Origin of the sequence: Streptomyces sp. NPDC006610 (assembly GCF_040611575.1) — a bacterium.
Taxonomy (GTDB): Bacteria; Actinomycetota; Actinomycetes; order Streptomycetales; family Streptomycetaceae; genus Streptomyces.
Genome location: NZ_JBEXOP010000006.1, coordinates 209388 through 225223, shown reverse-complemented (window position 1 = coordinate 225223; position 15836 = coordinate 209388). Strand labels below are relative to the sequence as shown.

Sequence of the window (15836 nt, the reverse complement as noted above, 5' to 3'; positions counted from 1 at the left end):
GGGGGGGGGGGGGGGGGGGGGGGGCGGCGGGGGGGGGGGGGGGGGCGGCCCCCCCCCCCCCCCCCCCCGCGGCTCTGCGACCGTCTACGACCGCTGGGCGCGGCCTCCGCCCGGGCCGCCGCCCGCGTCCCCGGAGCCCCACTTCCCCACCGGCGTCTCCCGCTCGCGCGTCCCGTCCGGCTCCCGCTCTCGCGCCCCGTCGCGGGTGCGGCCCGGGGCGACGAAGCGGTCCGGGTTGCGGCGCAGATACTCGCCCTCCAGCTGCGCCATGCGCTCGTTGTGGGCGCGCAGCGCGTCGTTCGAGCCGTGCAGCAGCGTGTCGTGGCGCGTGCGGTGGATGGTCTCCAGCTCCTTCATGAGCTGCTGGTCGTCCAGCCGGTCGGGTTCGACTCCGGTCATCGTGGTGCCCCGCTCGTCGTGTTCATTCGTGCGGTACGGGTACCCGCCCGGCAAGCACTACCCCCGAGCGGCATCCGGGAGGGAGCCATGGATCTCGCGTTCCTGAATCCACTGTACGAACATCCCGGCCCCTGGGCCTCCGTGTACGTCGACCTCTCCCGGCACGCGGAGGACATGGCACACGAGCGGCATCTGACCGCGGAGGCGATGGCGCGGGACCTGCGCGCGCAGGGCGCCGACGAGGCCACCTGCCAAGCCGTCCGCGACGCGCTGGAGGAGCTGCGCCACTCGTCCGAGCCGCACGGCCGGGCCCTGTTCGCCCGCGCGGGTGAAGTGGTCCTCGATCCGTCGCTGACCCGCCCGCCGCAGGGCGGCAGCTGGGCCCAGTGGGCGCCGCTGCCGCGCGTCGCCCCGCTGCTGGACCTGGAGGGCGAGGACACCCTCTGCGTCGTGGCCTACGTCGACCGCAAGGGCGCCGACTTCGAGCTGCGCTCCGCGATCACCAGGGAGCAGGCCGGGTCGGTGACCGGACGCCAGTGGCCGATCCACCGCACGAGCAGCGTCGACTGGTCGGAGCGTCACTTCCAGCTGCGGGTGGAGAACACCTGGGAGCACAACGCGGCGGAGATCGCCGACGCCCTCGCCGTCTGCCAGGAGGAGACGCGGGCCGACCTGCTGATCCTGGTCGGCGAGGACCGCGAGCGGCGGTCGGTGCACGAACGGCTGCCCAAGCGGCTCCACGACCGGGTGGTCGAGGCCCGGCACGGTGCGGGCAGCAGGCTGCTGGACGCCGATGTGGAGGAGGCCCGGGCCGCCCACGCGCGGCAGCTGGCGCAGACGGAGCTGGAGCGGTTCCTGGCCGCGCGGGCGCCGGACGCCGAGGGGCGCGCGGCGGCCGTGGAGGGCGTGCCGGCGCTGGTGGAGGCGGCGCGGGAGCACCGTATCGACGAACTGGTGATCCGACCGGACGGCGCCGACACGCACCGGGAGGTGTGGATCGGCGAGGATCCGGACCAGCTGGCGGTGCGCCGTACGGAACTGAAGATCCTCGGCGAGCAGAACTCCTGGTCGGCCCGCGCGGACGACGCCCTGATCCGCTCCGCGGTGGCCACCGGCGCTCCGGCGATCTCCCTGGCCCCGGCCCTGGAGGGCGAGGAGCACCGGCAGGACCAGGACGTCCCGGTGGGCGGGATGGGCGCGCTGCTGCGCTGGGCCTGACGGCCTGACGGCACCCACCTGACCCGGGGCCGGCCCGCCCCGCCGGGCGTCAGCGCGCCCGTTCCACCCGGCGCTCGTCCCACACCGGCTCGGGCGTCTCGCGGACCCGGCCGTCGCTGCCGAAGACCAGGTAGCGGTCGAAGGAGCGGGCGAACCAGCGGTCGTGGGTGACCGCGAGGACGGTGCCGTCGAAGGCCTCCAGGCCCTCCTGGAGCGCCTCGGCGGAATCGAGGTCGAGGTTGTCGGTCGGCTCGTCGAGCAGCAGGGCGGTGGCGCCCTCCAGCTCCAGCAGGAGGATCTGGAAGCGGGCCTGCTGACCGCCCGAGAGACGATCGAAGGTCTGTTCGGCCTGGGCGGTCAGCTCGTAGCGGCGCAGCCGGGACGTGGCCGCGCCCCGGTCCTGGGCGTGCTCGCGCCACAGGATGTCGAGCAGCGTGCGGCCGGTCAGCTCCGGGTGGGCGTGGGTCTGCGCGAAGTGGCCGGGCACGACCCGCGCGCCCAGCTTCCACTCCCCCGTGTGGGCGACGTCCTCGCCGGCCAGCAGGCGCAGGAAGTGCGACTTGCCGGAGCCGTTGGAGCCGAGGACGGCGACGCGTTCGCCGTAGAAGACCTCCAGGTCGAAGGGTTTCATGAGGCCGGTCAGCTCCAGGCCGGCGCAGGTGATCGCGCGTACCCCGGTGCGTCCGCCCTTCAGGCGCATGCGGATGTCCTGCTCGCGCGGCGGCTCAGGCGGCGGGCCCGCCTCCTCGAACTTGCGCAGCCGGGTCTGGGCGGCGGCGTACCGGGAGGCCATCTCGTGGCTGACGGCGGCGGCCTGGCGCAGGTTCAGCACCAGCTTCTTCAGCTGGGCGTGCTTCTCGTCCCAGCGCCGGCGCAGTTCCTCGAAGCGGGCGAAGCGCTCGCGCCGGGCCTCGTGGTACGTGGCGAACCCGCCGCCGTGCACCCAGGCGTCGGCCCCGGCCGGGCCGGGCTCCACGGAGACGATCTTCTCGGCGGCGCGGGCGAGGAGTTCCCGGTCGTGGGAGACGAACAGGACGGTCTTGCGGGTCTCCTTCAGCCGCTCCTCCAGCCAGCGCTTGCCGGGCACGTCGAGGTAGTTGTCGGGCTCGTCGAGCAGCAGCACCTCGTCGGTGCCGCGCAGCAGCGCCTCCAGCACGAGCCGCTTCTGCTCACCGCCGGACAGCGTCCGCACCTGCCGCCACTGCGCCTTCTCGTACGGCACCCCGAGCGCGGCCGTGGTGCACATGTCCCACAGCGTCTCCGCCTCGTAGCCGCGTACCTCGGCCCAGTCGGACAGCGCCTGCGCGTACCGGAGCTGGGCGGCCTCGTCGTCCACGGTCATGACGGCGTGCTCGGCGGCGTCGACGGCCCGCGCGGCCTCCCGGATGCGCGGCGGGGCGACGGACACCAGCAGGTCCCGCACCGTCGTCTCGTCCCGCACCGACCCGACGAACTGCCGCATCACGCCGAGGCCGCCGCTGACGGAGACCGTGCCGCCGTGCGGTTTCAGCTCGCCGGAGATCAGCCGCAGCAGGGTCGTCTTGCCGGCGCCGTTGGGCCCGACGAGGGCGACCACGGCGCCCTCGCCCACCCGGAAGGAGACGTCGCCGAGCAGCGTCCTCCCGTCGGGGAGGTGGTACTCGAGGTGCGCGGCTTCCAGATCTCCCATGGGGTGGCATTCTGCGGGCGGGGCCGGTCGCCCGGCAAACCCTTATCCGTGCGGACGAGGGCCGGGACGGCCCGCGCGGACACCAAACCGCCGTCTCCGGGTATCAGCACTGTCATGAGCCCCGACGTCGACCTCACCCTCCCCGAGCCCGGTCCTCATCTTCTGCGGGACAAGCTCCTCGCCCTGGACAGCCGTCTGTTCGAGTTCGCCGCCGAGCGGCACTGGCCCGCCGCCGGGCCGGTGCTGCCGCGGCTGAGCCGGAGCGCGAACCACGGTGTGCTGTGGTTCGCCGCCGCGGCCGTGATGGCGGCGAGCCGTACCCCTCGGGGCCGACGCGCCGCCGCGCGCGGCCTGGCCTCGCTGGCCCTGGCGTCCGCCACCATCAACACCGTCGGCAAGCGCAGTGTGCGCCGCCCCCGCCCCGTCCTGGACCCCGTGCCGGCCGTGCGGCAGCTCAAGCGGCAGCCCATCACCACGTCGTTCCCCTCCGGCCACTCCGCCTCGGCGGCGGCCTTCGCGGCCGGCGTGGCCATGGAGTCGCCCGCCTGGGGCGCCGCCGTGGCGCCGGTGGCGTTCTCGGTGGCGATGTCCCGCGTCTACACCGGCGTGCACTTCCCGAGCGACGTCCTCGCGGGCGCGGCCCTCGGCGTGGGCGCCGCGTACGTCGTACGGGGTCTCGCGCCCGGCCGGGCCCAGGTGGCGCCGCCGGCCCGGCCGCGGGCGGACGTCCCGGCGCTGCCCGAGGGCGAGGGGCTGGTGATGGTGGCCAACAAGGCGGCGGGCAGCGCCGACCGGGTGCGCGCGGTGCGGGACGCCCTGCCACGGGCGGAGATCGTGGAGTGCGCGGCGGACGAGGTGGGCGACGCCCTGGAGAAGGCGGCGGCGCGGGCGCGGGTGCTCGGCGTCTGCGGCGGCGACGGCACGGTGAACGCCGCCGCCGGGACCGCCCTGCGGCACGGGCTGCCGCTCGCGGTGCTGCCGGGCGGCACGCTCAACCACTTCGCCTACGACCTCGGCGTGGAGGACGTCCGGTCCTTCGTGCGCGCGGTCGAGCGGGGCGAGGCCGTGCGGGTGGACATGGGCCGGTTCGTCTGCGGCGACAAGCAGGGCGTCTTCGTCAACACCTGCAGCCTCGGCGTCTATCCGGAGCTGGTGCGCGAGCGGGAGCGCTGGGCGGAACGGATCGGCAGCTGGCCCGCGGGCGTGCTGGCGGCGCTGCGGGTGCTGAGCGCGGACCGGCATCCGCTGGAGGTCGAGGTCGGCGGACGCACCCGGCCGTTGTGGCTGCTGTTCGCCGGCAACGGCACCTACCGCCGGATGGGGCTCGCCCCCGCGCGCCGCCTCGACCTGGCCGACGGTCAGCTCGACGTGCGCGTGGTGCACGGCGGCCGTCGCCCGGCGCTGCGGCTGCTGGCCGCCGCCCTCGCCGGCCCGCTCACCCGCTCCCCCGCCCACGCCGCGGTCCAGGTCGCACGGCTGCGGCTGTCCGGCGTGGAGCCGGGCACGCTGCTCGCCCACGACGGAGAAGTCACCGAGGTGGCGGGCGAGGTGACGCTGGAGAAGCTTCCGGAGGCGCTGGTGGTGTACCGGCCGCTGCCTCACGCGCACGTTTGGCCGACGAACCGTCAGTCCGCATAGTGAAATCATATGTCTCAGCATTCGGCACGCGCGTACCGTGACGATCAGTCGTCACGACGAGAAGGGGTACGGCCATGCCGAAGGCTCGGGAGACCGCCGTCTACACGCACGGACACCACGAATCCGTGCTGCGTTCGCACACCTGGCGCACCGCCGCCAACTCCGCGGCCCATCTCCTGGGCGTGCTGAAACCCGCCATGAAGGTCCTGGACGTCGGCTGCGGGCCCGGCACCATCACCGCCGACCTGGCGGCCCTGGTGCCGGAGGGCCGGGTCACCGGCGTCGACCGGGCGCCGGAGATCCTGGAGCGGGCGCGGGCCGAGGCGGCCGGGCGGGGACTGGTCAACGCGGACTTCGCGGTGGCGGACGTGCACGCCCTCGACTTCCCGGACGACTCCTTCGACGTCGTCCACGCCCACCAGGTGCTCCAGCACGTCGGCGATCCGGTGCAGGCGCTGCGCGAGATGAGGCGGGTCACCCGGCCCGGCGGCCACATCGCCGTGCGCGACGCGGACTACGCGGCGATGACCTGGTACCCCGCCTCGCCGGGCCTGGACGACTGGCTGGACCTGTACCGCGAGGTCGCCCGCGCCAACGGCGGCGAGCCGGACGCGGGGCGGCGGCTGAAGGCGTGGGCGCTGGAGGCCGGGCTGACCGACGTCACGGCCACGTCCAGCACCTGGACCTTCTCGACGCCGGACGAGCGGGCGTGGTGGAGCGGGCTGTGGGCGGACCGCACGGTGGAGTCCGCCTACGCCCGCCGCGCCACCGAGGGCGGCCGGGCCGATGCGGCACGGCTGCGGGAGATCGAGGCGGCGTGGCGGGCGTGGGGCGAGTGCGACGACGGCTGGTTCGCGGTCCTGCACGGCGAGATCCTGTGCCGCGAGGACGACGGCCGCTGACTGCCGATTCCGCTCCCGATCCGCGGCTGCAGACCGGTCGTTCCCGGGCACCCTGCCGCCCCGGTCACTCCCGGGGCAGCAGGGGGCCGAGCGGTCCGAGGTCCAGGTTGAGGTCCTCGGGGCGCAGGCCGTAGCGGTCGCGCAGCTCGGCCATCCGGTCCTCCAGCAGCATCAGCGTCAGCCCGATCCGCTCCTCCTGCTCCTCGCTGAGGTCGCCCTGGTCGAAGCGGCGCAGCGCCTGCCGTTCCATGAGCTGGCGCAGCAGTTCCACGACGGTCAGCACCAGCTTGATCAGGTCCCGCTCGACGGTGTCGGGCTCGAACTCCACGCGGCCTCGGCGGGCGGTCACGTCGGATCACCCCACGGCGACGGCACGTTCTCGTTGACGGAGCTGATCAGGGCGTTGAGGTCGATGCGGACCAGGTCGACGTCGGCGATGCGCAGGGTGATGTCGCCGGCGATGACGACACCGCCGGCGAGCAGCCGGTCGAGCAGGTCCACGAGGGCGATCTCACGGCGTTCGACGACGGTCACGGCTTCTCCCCGGCGAACGAGTAGGCCGCCCAGGGGCCGGTCAGCTCGACGCGCAGGCCGGGCACGCCGGCGGGCGACTCGTCCTTCGTCCGGTCCACGATCTCCACGAACTCCTCCGAGCGGGCGCGCGGCACCAGATACGCGGCGTTGAGCACGTTGCGGCCCGCAACGCCGGAGAGCGCAGGGTTCTGCGACGGGTGCAGCCGGACGTCCTCGGCGTGCTCGGCGAGCGTCCGGTGCAGGCGCTCGGCGAACCGCTCCGCCTGCTGGAGGCCGTCCTCGCTCTCCCGGAGCCGGCGGCTGCGCAGACGCAGGTAGTCGCGCCCCGAGGCGGGCTTCGCCTGCGCCGGGTCCTCGTCCCGCCCGGACGCCGGCTGCTCGGCCGGCGCGGACTCGACGTACACCTTGACGCCCCACTCCACCCGGCCCTCCAGCCGGTCCAGTGTGCGCTGGAAGTCCCGCTCGCGGGCCTCCAGCATCGTCCTGACGCCGCTGTCGTCCCGGAAGACGGTGGCCAGGCGCATCGGCAGCGGTGTGGTGACGGTGGTGAGCGCGTCGATCACGCCCTGGTGGGCGCGGGCGGTCGCGGTGAGCCAGTCCAGGTCCTCCAGATGGGCCCGCAGCGGCTCCTCCGCGAAGTCCCGCTGCGGGACCACGCTGACGACGGCGACCAGGCCGCCGTGGTGCAACAGCCGGGGCGGTTCCCCCGCGACGCCGGTGAGCTGGCACTGCAGCGGCTGCTCGAAGGGGCGGCACACGGCGTAGACGTAGCGCAGTCCGGTCGTCATGGCCTGTCCTCCTCACGCACGTCCAGGACCTCATGGACCTCACGGTCGTGGCCGCTGCGGTCCGGCGACTCCAGGGCCTCCAGGCGGGCCAGCCGCTCCCGCAGCTCGGCGTTCTCCCGGGCCAGCTCGGAGCGGCGGGCCTTGGAGGACAACGCGGGGTCGTCCTCCCACCAGTCGATGCCCATCTCCTTCGCCTTGTCGACGGAGGCGACGATCAGCCGCAGCTTGATGGTGAGCAGTTCGATGTCGAGCAGGTTGATCCGGATGTCACCGGCGATCACCACGCCCTTGTCGAGGACGCGCTCCAGGATGTCTGCGAGGTTCGCGCCGCTGCCGTGACCGTAGGGGTCGGGCAGCCGGCTCGCGGTCGTCATCGACGGCTCCCCGCCTCGGCGTCCTCGTCCTCCGTGTCGTCGGCGCCCTCCTCGTCCACGTACTCGTCGTCCTCGTACTCGGCGTCGGCTTCCTCCGGGGCCTCGGCCTCGTCGTACGGCTCCGTCTCGGCCTCGGCGTCCGGCTCGGCATCGGCCTCGTCGTCGTACGCGGCCTCCGCGTCGTCCGCCTCGTCCGTCCGGTCCTGCTCCTCATCCTCGTACCGGTCGTCCGCGTCCGCATCCGCGTCCTCGTCCGCGAGCGCGTCCTCGTGGGAACGGACGACCTCGCCGTCGCGGATCTCGCCCCGCCAGCCGTCCTCCGCCTCCCCCTTGAGGGTGATGAAGCGGGCGAAGTTCTTCAGGTCCAGCCGCGCCCGGCGGCCCTGGGCGCGCCAGAGGTTGCCGGTCTTCTCGAAGAGGCCCTGCGGGTAGTACTCGACGACCAGCAGCACCCGGGTGAGGTTCTCGGCGAGCGGGTGGAAGGAGACGACGCCGCGCGTGGTGCCCTTGGCGCCCTCGGAGGACCAGGCGATCCGGTCGTCCGGCACCTGCTCGGTGGTCTTCGCCTTCCAGCTGCGGTTGGACCAGAAGACCTTCGCCTGCCAGTCGGACGTCGTGTCGTCGGCGCGGTTCGCGCTCTTGACGCCCTTGGCGAAGGTGCTGAAGTCCTGGTACTGCGTCCACTGGTCGTAGGCGGTGCGCAGCGGCACGCCGACGTCGATCTGCTCCATGATCACGGTCGGTTTGCGGCCCGACCCCTTCTTGCGGCCGCCCTTGCCGCCGCCGAGGTTCTTCAGGGCGCCGACCACGTTGTCCTTGGCGCGGGAGGCGCCCAGCTCCACGGCGGAGCGCAGCGGGCCCTTGCCCTCGGCGATCTTGCGCCCGCCGTCCCGCGCGAGCCTGGCGAAGCCGGGGCTCTTGCCGTCGGCGATGTCGTTGAGCCTGACCGTGGTCTCGCCGAGCTTGCGGCCGACGCCCGTCAGCATGCGCTGGGCCTGGGCGGCGAGGTACTCCTGCAACTCCGCCTTGACCCGGTCCGCGGCCTCGCTGCGGGCCACGCCGGTGAGGGGGTTCTTGGCGGCTCCGCCTGCCGCGGAGGCCGTCCGTCCCAGGGTCTCCGTCATGCGTCGTCGCCTCCCTTCGGCAGCCGGGCCCTGCTGCCCCTGGCCGCGGCCGTCTTCTTCGCGGGCGCCTTCTTGGCCGCCTTCGCCGTCTTGGCCGCGCGCTGGGCGGGGGCCTTCTTCGCGGCCCTGCCCGCCGACCGCCGGGGGCGTGGCTCGTCCTCCTCGCCGCTCTCGTCGTCGACGCCGTCCCCGGCGTCGTAGGCGTCCTCCGGGCCGTCGTCGGCATCGTCGTCCCGGTCCCGCCGCGCCGGGCCGCCGGTCAGCTGCTCGCGCACCTGGGCGGTACGGCCGTGCAGCCGGTCGGCGAGTCCGTCGAGCTGCCGTTCGACCATCGCGCCGGACGCCGCCTTGCCCATGCCGCGCAGGTCCTGGCGCAGCTGGTCGCCGATCTCCTTGAACTGCGGGTTGTTCCGCAGCTGTTCGGCGACGAGCCCGGTCACCGCCCGCGGAGTCAGGTTCAACCGCTTGCCGGCCACGAGGCCGCCGACGGCGACCGCCAGTTTCAGTTTCCTCGTCCGTCCGAGGACGTATCCAGCCCCTATGGCGAGGCCCAGTCCCACTCGGTTCATGGTGTCGTCCACTTGCCCGTTCCCGCGCTGTCGTCGCGCGCCGCCGTTTCCAGCCGGTCCAGGAGGTCGTCCTCCTGCCGGTCGAACTCCTCCTCGGTGATCTCCCCGGCCTCCAGCCGCTTCTCCAGGCGGGCCAGTTCGGCCCGGATGGTGGCCGGGTCGTAGTAGATCCGCTCGGCCTCCTGGAGCACCTGCCCGATGACCCAGGCGCTGCCGCGCACCGGTGCGAACGGCAGCAGCAGCACCTCCGAGATCAGTCCCATGGGCTCAGCCGGCGCCGGTGTCCGCGCCGGCCGTCGCGGCGCCCGCCGGCTCGCCCGGGCCAGGCTCGACGAAGCTGTACGGCGGCAGCGGGCCGTTCACCCGGATCTCCAGGTGCGGCAGGTCCTGACGGGCCCGTTCGACGGCCGCCAGGAACTCCTCGGCGGTCTTCCGGTCGACCAGGAAGGACACGTTGGCCAGCCAGCCGGTGGACTCGGGGCCCACGCCGACGGCCGCGGCGGCCGGCTCCAGGGTGCGGCGCAGCGCGAGGCCGTCGTCGGCCTCCTTCACCTTGACGGCGGAGGCGACCAGCTCGCCGAGCCGGATCTTGTCCTCGTAACTGCCGCCGCCCGCCTGCCGGTTGGCCTCGGCGAGCGCCCGGATCTCGGCGTTCTCGGCCATGACGTGGTGCAGGACGGCCTCTTCGACGTGGTTGGCCTTGATGTTGTACTCGACGCGGCCCTCCAGCTCGCGCAGCCGCTCCTGGTAGTGCTCGGCCCGCTCGGCGAGGACCCCGGTGACCGCGGCGTCGTCGGGGGCGACGCTGCCGAACCGCATGGGCAGCACGCAGCCGGCCGATCCGGCCTCGGCGAGCACGGTCTGATGGGCGAGCAGGTCCTTGCGCTTGGGGCGCAGGCCTTCGGGGGCGTCGCTGACGATCGCCGCGAGGTCGCCCTCGCGCAGGATGCGCACCGGCCGGGGCGGGTCGCCGACGCCGCCCATGCCGTCGGGGAGCGCGGGGTGCGAACCGGCGGTGATGCCGTAGACGTAGGTGCTCACTCCTGCTCCTCCTTCCGGCGCGCGGCCGCGGTCTTGCGGGCCCGCGGGCGCTCCTCCTCCTGGCCCTCGTCACGGGCCTGCTTGAAGGCGTCCGAGATGGTCTGCGCGGCGCCGGACAGGGCGCCCTTGGACTTGCCGCGCGCGCCGCTCTCGGTGATCTGGCCGACGACGTCGGGCAGTCCGGGGCTCTTGCGCGGACCGGCCTCGAGGTCGAGGCGGTTGCAGGCCTCCGCGAAGCGCAGATAGGTGTCGACGCTGGCGACGACGACGCGTACGTCGATCTTCAGGATCTCGATCCCGACCAGGGACACGCGCACGAATGCGTCGATGACGAGCCCCCTGTCCAGTACAAGCTCAAGCACGTCGTAGAGGCCGCTGCTGCCGCCTCCGCCTCCGGTCTGCTGTGCCGGTACAACGGTCATTCCGGCTCTGCCTCCTCGGTTGGGTCCCGATGGTGTGATCGGTGATGGGATGTGTCGGTATGTGGTGATAGGGGATGCACCGATGCGACGGTGCGTCGGATCGCGGGCCGTTGCGCGCCGATGCGCGCCGCGGTTCTAGCGGCCGCCGCTGCGGTCGGCCCGGCCGCGTTCGTAGCGCTTGACGCGCCGGTAGCCCGTGAGCTGCCCCTGCGGGTCGAGTTCGACCCGGTAACTGGCCATCAGGCTCATCGTGTCGGGCACCCGGGCCAGTTCGAGCACCTCGACGTCGAGTGCCCAGCCGTCCTCGGTCTGTTCGAAGGACGACACGGACTCGGCGGTCATCCCGGTCAGCTCCTCCAGTTGTGCCCGCGCCTGGCGCAGCACTTCCATGGGGCCGGGCCGGTCCCGGGCACCGTCCTGGTGCTGTGAGGACTGTGAACTCTGCGAAGCCTGCGGCTCCTGTGCGGTCTCGGATTCGGATGTGCTGTTCGTGTTCGACATGGCCACCTCACGCATCGGGTGGCCGCAAGAGCGTTCGCCAAACCTCCGCGAACGCTCCGCATCCGCATCCGCGTTCTCACACGCTCAGCGCACGACGCCCTGCTCCACCAGGAGTCGTACGGCGGCGGCGACGGACTCGGCGTCGATGCCGGCCGCGTGCAGCTGCTCCTCGGGCGAGGCCGAGCCCGGCATCGTGCGGACCGCGAGCCGCACCAGGCGGGGCGTGGGGCGGCCGTCGAGGAAGGCGTCGAGGACGGCGTCGCCGAGGCCGCCCTCCTCCCGGTGGTCCTCGACGGTGATCAGGCAGCCGGTGTCCTCGGCGGCCCGGCGCAGCGTGAGCCGGTCGACGGGCTTGACCGAGTACAGGTCGACGACCCTGGCCCGGATGCCCTCGCGGTCCAGCGCGTCGGCGGCGGCCAGCGCCTCGGGCACGGTGACGCCCGCGGCGACCAGCGTCACCCGGTCCTCGTCGGAGGAGCGCAGGACCTTGCTGCCGCCCACCGGGAAGTCCTCGTCGGGCCCGTAGATCACCGGGGCCGCGCCGCGCGAGGTGCGCAGATAGCGGATGCCGTCGAGGCCGGCCATGGCGGCGACGAGCTTGGCAGTCTGGTTGGCGTCGCACGGGTACAGCACGGTCGAGCCGTGCACGGCGCGGAACATGGCCAGGTCCTCCAGGCCCATCTGGGAGGGCCCGTCCTGGCCGATGGCGACGCCCGCGTGCGAGCCGACCAGGTTGACGCCGACGCCGCTGATGGACGCCATGCGCACGAAGTCGTACGCCCGGGTGAGGAAGGCGGCGAAGGTGGAGGCGTACGGCACCCAGCCGCGCGTCGCCAGGCCCACGGCCGCGGCGACCAGTTGCTGCTCGGCGATGTAGCACTCGAAGTAGCGCTCGGGGTGTTCCTTGGCGAAGAACTCGGCGCGGGTGGAGTCGCTCACCTCGCCGTCGAGGGCGACGACGTCGCCGCGCCCGGCGCCGAGGGCGGCGAGCGCCTTGCCGTAGGCGTCGCGGGTGGCGACTCCCTTCTCGGCGCCCTTGTCCCAGCGGGGCAGCCGGATGTCGCCGGTGGGCACGGAGTGCAGGGCCCTGGTCTCGGGCGGTTCGTGCACCTGGACGCGCAGGTCGCGGGGGCCGCCGAGTTCGGCGACGGCGTCCTCGGCCTCGGGCAGCGGCTTGCCGTGCAGGCCCTCGCGGTCCTGGACGGCCTCGACGCCCTTGCCCTTGAGGGTGCGGGCGAGGATGGCGGTGGGCTGGCCCTTGGTGGAGATCGCCTCGCCGTAGGCGCGGTCGACGGCGTCGACGTCGTGGCCGTCGACCTCGACGGTGTGCCAGCCGAAGGCCTGGAAGCGGCGGGCGTAGGCGTCGAGGTCGTGGCCGTGCCGGGTGGGGCCGCGCTGCCCGAGCCGGTTGACGTCGACGATCGCGGTGAGGTTGTCGAGGTGCTCGTACGCGGCGTGCTCGGCGGCCTCCCACACGGAGCCCTCGGCGAGTTCGCTGTCGCCGCACAGCACCCACACCCGGTAGTCGGCGCGCTCCAGCCGTTTCCCGGCGAGCGCGATGCCGACGCCGACGGGCAGTCCCTGGCCGAGCGACCCGGTGGCCGTCTCGACCCACGGCAGCCGCTGCGGGGTGGGGTGTCCTTCGAGGCGGCTGCCCAGCTTGCGGAAGGTGAGCAGTTCCTCGTCGTCGATGACGCCGGCCGCCTTGTACGCGGAGTACAGCAGCGGGGAGGCGTGGCCCTTGGACAGGACGAAGCGGTCGTTGGCCGGGTGGGCGGGGCGTTCGAAGTCGTAGCGCAGGTGGTGGGCGAGGAGGACGGCCATCAGATCGGCGGCGGACATCGAGGACGTCGGGTGCCCCGAGCCGGCGGCGGCGGAGGCCCGGACGCTGTCCACGCGCAACTGCTGTCCCAGTTCGGCGAGTTCCCGGGTGTTCATCGGTCTCCTTCGGCGGGGGTGTCGGGCCGGTCGGCGGGCGGGTCCGTGCGCTTGACGGGTCCGGGGGTTGGATGGTCCCCGCCGGGCCGGCCGGGTGCGGGTTCGGCTGGGGGCCTGCCCGCTGAGGCGCCGTTCGGCACGCGTGCCAGTTCCGGCGACGAGGTGTCCAGCGGCACCGACCAGGACCGTACGAGACCCAACTGCACGGCCTGGCGCGGCAGTACGGCGTCCAGCAGCCAGTCGGCGGCGACCCGGACCCGGTTGCCGGGCATGGCGGCGAGGTGGTAGCCGCGCGTCACGGCGCCGGCGACCGGTCCGGCCAGCGGCACCCCGAGCGGATTGGCCGCGGCCTTCACGCCGCCGAGGTCCACGACGAACCCCATGTCACGGTGGCGGTAGGCCTTGCGCTCGCCGACGCCGAGGGAGGCGGCGACGTTCCGCGCGCAGAGCCTGCCCTGCCGCCAGGCGTGCTGGGCGGTCATGGGCGTGTACTGGCCGGGCTGCTCCAGGTCGGGCACGGCCGCGGCGTCGCCGCAGGCGAACACCTCCGGGCGGCCCGGCACTTGCAGGTGCGGGTCGACCAGCAGGCGTCCGCGTTCCAGGGGCAGGCCGAGGGACTGTGCGAGCGGGTCGGGCCGTACGCCCACGCACCACACGAGGGTGCGGGTCTCCACGAACTCGCCGTCGGTCAGCAGCACGCCGTCGTGCGTGGCCTCCTTCACGGAGGTGCCCATGCGCACGTCGACGCCGCGCTCGCGCAGCACCCGGTCGGCGGTCTCCGACAGACGTTCGTCCATCTCGGGCAGGACGCGGGGGGCGACGTCCAGCAGCATCCAGCGCGGGCGCATGCCCTCGCGCAGGGGGTGCCTGCGGACCTGGGAGTCGGTGAACAGCTGGCCGTGCGCTGCCACCTCGGTGCCGGTGTAGCCGGCGCCGACGACGACGAACGTGCAGCGGGCCGCGCACTTCTCGCGGTCCTCTGCCGCCGCCGCCAGCTCCACCTGCCGGGTGACGTGGTCGCGCAGGTAGAGCGCCTCGGGCAGGCCGCGGAAGCCGTGCGCGTGCTCGGCCACGCCGGGGATGGGCAGCAGCTTGTTGACGCTGCCCGCGGCGAGGACGAGGCGGTCGTACTCCAGCGTGCCCGGCTCGCCCTCGGGGCCGGTGTAGTGCACGGTGCGGGCGTCGAGGTCGATCGAGTCGGCCTCGCCCAGGACGAGGCGTACGTGCGGGAGGGTGCCGGAGAGGGACACGGTGACGCGGCGCGGCTCCAGGATTCCGGCGGCGACCTGGGGAAGCAGGGGCAGGTACAGGAAGTAGTCGGTCGGGTTGAGCAGGGTGATGTCGGCCTTGCCCCGGGACATCCGCGACAGCTCGCGGGCCGTGCGGTATCCGGCGAAGCCGGCTCCGACGATCACGATGCGGGGTCGACTCACGGTTCGCCTCCGGCGGTCGTCTCGTACGAGGTGTTCCGCGTTTCCCCTGCCGGGGGTGGCAAACGTTTCCCCTGCCGGGGCTGGTTCGGGGGTGGGGTGCGGCGCAGTGGGGGTGTTTGCGCAGTTCCCCGCGCCTGCGAAAGCTGCGGACGCCGGGGATCCGTCGCGACTTGCAGCTGCGGGCCGGCGGGGGTTTCTCGCGCAGTTCCCGCGCCCCCGGGGGCGTCGCGGTCCCCCGGCGTGTTCAGGAACGGGGGGTGTCCGGAGGGAAGGGCGGCATCGGCGGGTAGGAACGGGTGTCCGGCGCGGCGGGCGTCGTCGGCCGGGCGGCGTTGCGGAGCGCGTACGCGGCCGCCGCCAGGATCGCCGCCGTGATCAGGGCCGCCGCCCAGCCCGGCAGGGCAAGGGCGAGGGCGAGGCCCACGGCCAGCGCCACCGCCGCGCCCGCGTAGAGGGCGAGCGCGCCGGACGCCGCGTACAGGGACGCCCTGCGGCGCTGCTTGCGCGTCTGCCGGCGCAGTTCGTCGCGGACCGTCTCCCGCGCCACCTGGGCCAGCTCGTCGGCCAGGCCCTTGTCGATGTGCTCCAGATGTTCGAGACGTTTCATCCGGTGCGGGTACCCGGCCGCACGCCCGGAACACCGGGGATCAGGCGGACGCCCGCATCTCGGTGGTGAGCGCCCACCGTTCGTGGTCGCGCCAGGCGCCGTCGATGAACAGCATCTTCGGGGAGAACCCCTCCAGGCGGAAGCCGCAGGCGCGGGCCAGGGCGATGGACGCCGTGTTGCCGGGCTGGACGTTGATCTCCAGGCGGTGCAGCCGCAGCGGACCGAACGCGTAGTCGATGACCAGGTCGAGTCCCTCGCGCATCAGCCCCCGCCCGGCCGCGTGCGCGAACGCCCCGTAACCGAGAGCACCGCTCTGGAACGCCCCGGCGACGATGTTGTTGATGTTGATGAACCCGGCGATGGCGTGCGGCTCCCGCTCACTCCCGCCGCCCCGCTCCCCCGCCTCGCCCCGCGCTCCCTTCCCGTCTTTCTCACCGTTCTCGCCCTTCCCGCCCTTCTCGCACACGAGGAAGCCGGCCTTCGTCGGGTCGTCGATCAGCCGGCCGGCGTAGCGGGAGTAGGCCGAGGGGGTGTCCGGCGGGAACAGCCACGGGTGGTGCAGGTCCTTGCTCTCCCGGACGCGGGCCAGGAACTCGGGGCCGTCGTCGAGGGTGAAGACGCGTATGCCCACGCGGGGGCCCTCGGCGAGGTAGCGGGATGCGATGTGCGGCACCCCGCC

General features: G+C 73.7%; 17 protein-coding genes and 2 pseudogenes. 3 read left to right on the top strand and 16 right to left on the bottom strand.

Annotation, left to right across the window (positions count from 1 at the left end):
- Positions 1–183: 183 nt before the first annotated feature.
- A pseudogene (locus ABZY13_RS07635) lies at positions 184–399 on the bottom strand (DUF6158 family protein); the annotation flags it as partial.
- 87 nt (positions 400–486) lie between these two features.
- On the opposite strand from ABZY13_RS07635, the gene ABZY13_RS07630 reads away from it, so the two are divergent.
- Positions 487–1617 (top strand): Vms1/Ankzf1 family peptidyl-tRNA hydrolase, encoded by a 1131-nt coding sequence (locus ABZY13_RS07630; RefSeq protein WP_356627955.1) that lies wholly within the window; start codon positions 487–489, stop codon positions 1615–1617.
- Positions 1618–1666: 49 nt separating this feature from the next.
- Here the strand turns inward: ABZY13_RS07630 and ABZY13_RS07625 are convergent, their stop codons facing one another.
- Positions 1667–3286: an ATP-binding cassette domain-containing protein gene (locus ABZY13_RS07625; protein ID WP_356627954.1), complete on the bottom strand. Its 1620-nt coding sequence runs from the start codon at positions 3284–3286 to the stop codon at positions 1667–1669.
- A gap of 114 nt (positions 3287–3400) precedes the next feature.
- Here ABZY13_RS07625 and ABZY13_RS07620 point away from each other — a divergent pair, with 114 nt between their 5' ends.
- Entirely contained in the window at positions 3401–4924 is a 1524-nt protein-coding gene (locus tag ABZY13_RS07620) for a phosphatase PAP2 family protein (RefSeq protein ID WP_356627953.1), read from the top strand.
- Between the two features lie 74 nt (positions 4925–4998).
- Positions 4999–5826: a methyltransferase domain-containing protein gene (locus ABZY13_RS07615; protein ID WP_356627952.1), complete on the top strand. Its 828-nt coding sequence runs from the start codon at positions 4999–5001 to the stop codon at positions 5824–5826.
- Positions 5827–5890: 64 nt separating this feature from the next.
- Here the strand turns inward: ABZY13_RS07615 and ABZY13_RS07610 are convergent, their stop codons facing one another.
- The 14 genes and pseudogenes from ABZY13_RS07610 to ABZY13_RS07545 form a co-directional block, all read right to left on the bottom strand.
- Positions 5891–6175: a gas vesicle protein K gene (locus ABZY13_RS07610; protein ID WP_356627951.1), complete on the bottom strand. Its 285-nt coding sequence runs from the start codon at positions 6173–6175 to the stop codon at positions 5891–5893.
- Positions 6172–6360 (bottom strand): gas vesicle protein, encoded by a 189-nt coding sequence (locus ABZY13_RS07605; RefSeq protein ID WP_356627950.1) that lies wholly within the window; start codon positions 6358–6360, stop codon positions 6172–6174. Before ABZY13_RS07605 ends, ABZY13_RS07610 begins: the two co-directional genes overlap by 4 nt.
- On the bottom strand, positions 6357–7148 hold the full coding sequence (locus ABZY13_RS07600; RefSeq protein ID WP_356627949.1) for a GvpL/GvpF family gas vesicle protein: 792 nt from the start codon (positions 7146–7148) through the stop codon (positions 6357–6359). Before ABZY13_RS07600 ends, ABZY13_RS07605 begins: the two co-directional genes overlap by 4 nt.
- Positions 7145–7522: a gas vesicle protein gene (locus ABZY13_RS07595; RefSeq protein ID WP_356627948.1), complete on the bottom strand. Its 378-nt coding sequence runs from the start codon at positions 7520–7522 to the stop codon at positions 7145–7147. The genes ABZY13_RS07600 and ABZY13_RS07595 overlap by 4 nt, the downstream gene beginning before the upstream one ends.
- Positions 7519–8646 carry an SRPBCC family protein gene (locus ABZY13_RS07590; protein ID WP_356627947.1) on the bottom strand — a complete coding sequence of 376 codons (1128 nt, stop codon included), beginning with the start codon at positions 8644–8646 and terminating at the stop codon, positions 7519–7521. The genes ABZY13_RS07595 and ABZY13_RS07590 overlap by 4 nt, the downstream gene beginning before the upstream one ends.
- Positions 8643–9215: a DNA primase gene (locus ABZY13_RS07585; protein WP_356627946.1), complete on the bottom strand. Its 573-nt coding sequence runs from the start codon at positions 9213–9215 to the stop codon at positions 8643–8645. The genes ABZY13_RS07590 and ABZY13_RS07585 overlap by 4 nt, the downstream gene beginning before the upstream one ends.
- On the bottom strand, positions 9212–9478 hold the full coding sequence (locus tag ABZY13_RS07580; protein WP_356627945.1) for a gas vesicle protein GvpG: 267 nt from the start codon (positions 9476–9478) through the stop codon (positions 9212–9214). The genes ABZY13_RS07585 and ABZY13_RS07580 overlap by 4 nt, the downstream gene beginning before the upstream one ends.
- A gap of 4 nt (positions 9479–9482) precedes the next feature.
- Positions 9483–10256: a GvpL/GvpF family gas vesicle protein gene (locus tag ABZY13_RS07575; RefSeq protein WP_356627944.1), complete on the bottom strand. Its 774-nt coding sequence runs from the start codon at positions 10254–10256 to the stop codon at positions 9483–9485.
- The gene (locus tag ABZY13_RS07570) at positions 10253–10678 is read right to left on the bottom strand and encodes a gas vesicle structural protein GvpA (protein WP_356627943.1); all 426 of its coding nucleotides are present in this window, start codon (positions 10676–10678) and stop codon (positions 10253–10255) included. The genes ABZY13_RS07575 and ABZY13_RS07570 overlap by 4 nt, the downstream gene beginning before the upstream one ends.
- A gap of 135 nt (positions 10679–10813) precedes the next feature.
- A complete protein-coding gene (locus ABZY13_RS07565; protein ID WP_356627942.1) occupies positions 10814–11179 on the bottom strand; it encodes a gas vesicle protein in 366 nt (121 codons plus the stop codon).
- Between the two features lie 84 nt (positions 11180–11263).
- Entirely contained in the window at positions 11264–13117 is a 1854-nt protein-coding gene (locus tag ABZY13_RS07560) for a transketolase (RefSeq protein WP_356627941.1), read from the bottom strand.
- On the bottom strand, positions 13114–14550 hold the full coding sequence (locus tag ABZY13_RS07555; protein WP_356627940.1) for an NAD(P)/FAD-dependent oxidoreductase: 1437 nt from the start codon (positions 14548–14550) through the stop codon (positions 13114–13116). Before ABZY13_RS07555 ends, ABZY13_RS07560 begins: the two co-directional genes overlap by 4 nt.
- A 319-nt stretch (positions 14551–14869) precedes the next feature.
- Positions 14870–15157: pseudogene (locus ABZY13_RS07550) on the bottom strand (phage holin family protein); the annotation flags it as partial.
- Positions 15158–15197: 40 nt separating this feature from the next.
- Positions 15198–15830 carry a GNAT family protein gene (locus tag ABZY13_RS07545; RefSeq protein WP_356627939.1) on the bottom strand — a complete coding sequence of 211 codons (633 nt, stop codon included), beginning with the start codon at positions 15828–15830 and terminating at the stop codon, positions 15198–15200.
- Positions 15831–15836: the final 6 nt, after the last annotated feature.

Bases quoted from the DNA above. Each gene is read 5' to 3' on its own strand.
- ABZY13_RS07630 (WP_356627955.1), top strand. From the start codon at position 487: ATGGATCTCGCGTTCCTGAATCCACTGTACGAACATCCCGGCCCCTGG.
- ABZY13_RS07625 (WP_356627954.1), bottom strand. From the start codon at position 3,286: ATGGGAGATCTGGAAGCCGCGCACCTCGAGTACCACCTCCCCGACGGG.
- ABZY13_RS07620 (WP_356627953.1), top strand. From the start codon at position 3,401: ATGAGCCCCGACGTCGACCTCACCCTCCCCGAGCCCGGTCCTCATCTT.
- ABZY13_RS07615 (WP_356627952.1), top strand. From the start codon at position 4,999: ATGCCGAAGGCTCGGGAGACCGCCGTCTACACGCACGGACACCACGAA.
- ABZY13_RS07600 (WP_356627949.1), bottom strand. From the start codon at position 7,148: ATGACGACCGGACTGCGCTACGTCTACGCCGTGTGCCGCCCCTTCGAG.
- ABZY13_RS07595 (WP_356627948.1), bottom strand. From the start codon at position 7,522: ATGACGACCGCGAGCCGGCTGCCCGACCCCTACGGTCACGGCAGCGGC.
- ABZY13_RS07590 (WP_356627947.1), bottom strand. From the start codon at position 8,646: ATGACGGAGACCCTGGGACGGACGGCCTCCGCGGCAGGCGGAGCCGCC.
- ABZY13_RS07585 (WP_356627946.1), bottom strand. From the start codon at position 9,215: ATGAACCGAGTGGGACTGGGCCTCGCCATAGGGGCTGGATACGTCCTC.
- ABZY13_RS07580 (WP_356627945.1), bottom strand. From the start codon at position 9,478: ATGGGACTGATCTCGGAGGTGCTGCTGCTGCCGTTCGCACCGGTGCGC.
- ABZY13_RS07570 (WP_356627943.1), bottom strand. From the start codon at position 10,678: ATGACCGTTGTACCGGCACAGCAGACCGGAGGCGGAGGCGGCAGCAGC.
- ABZY13_RS07565 (WP_356627942.1), bottom strand. From the start codon at position 11,179: ATGTCGAACACGAACAGCACATCCGAATCCGAGACCGCACAGGAGCCG.
- ABZY13_RS07560 (WP_356627941.1), bottom strand. From the start codon at position 13,117: ATGAACACCCGGGAACTCGCCGAACTGGGACAGCAGTTGCGCGTGGAC.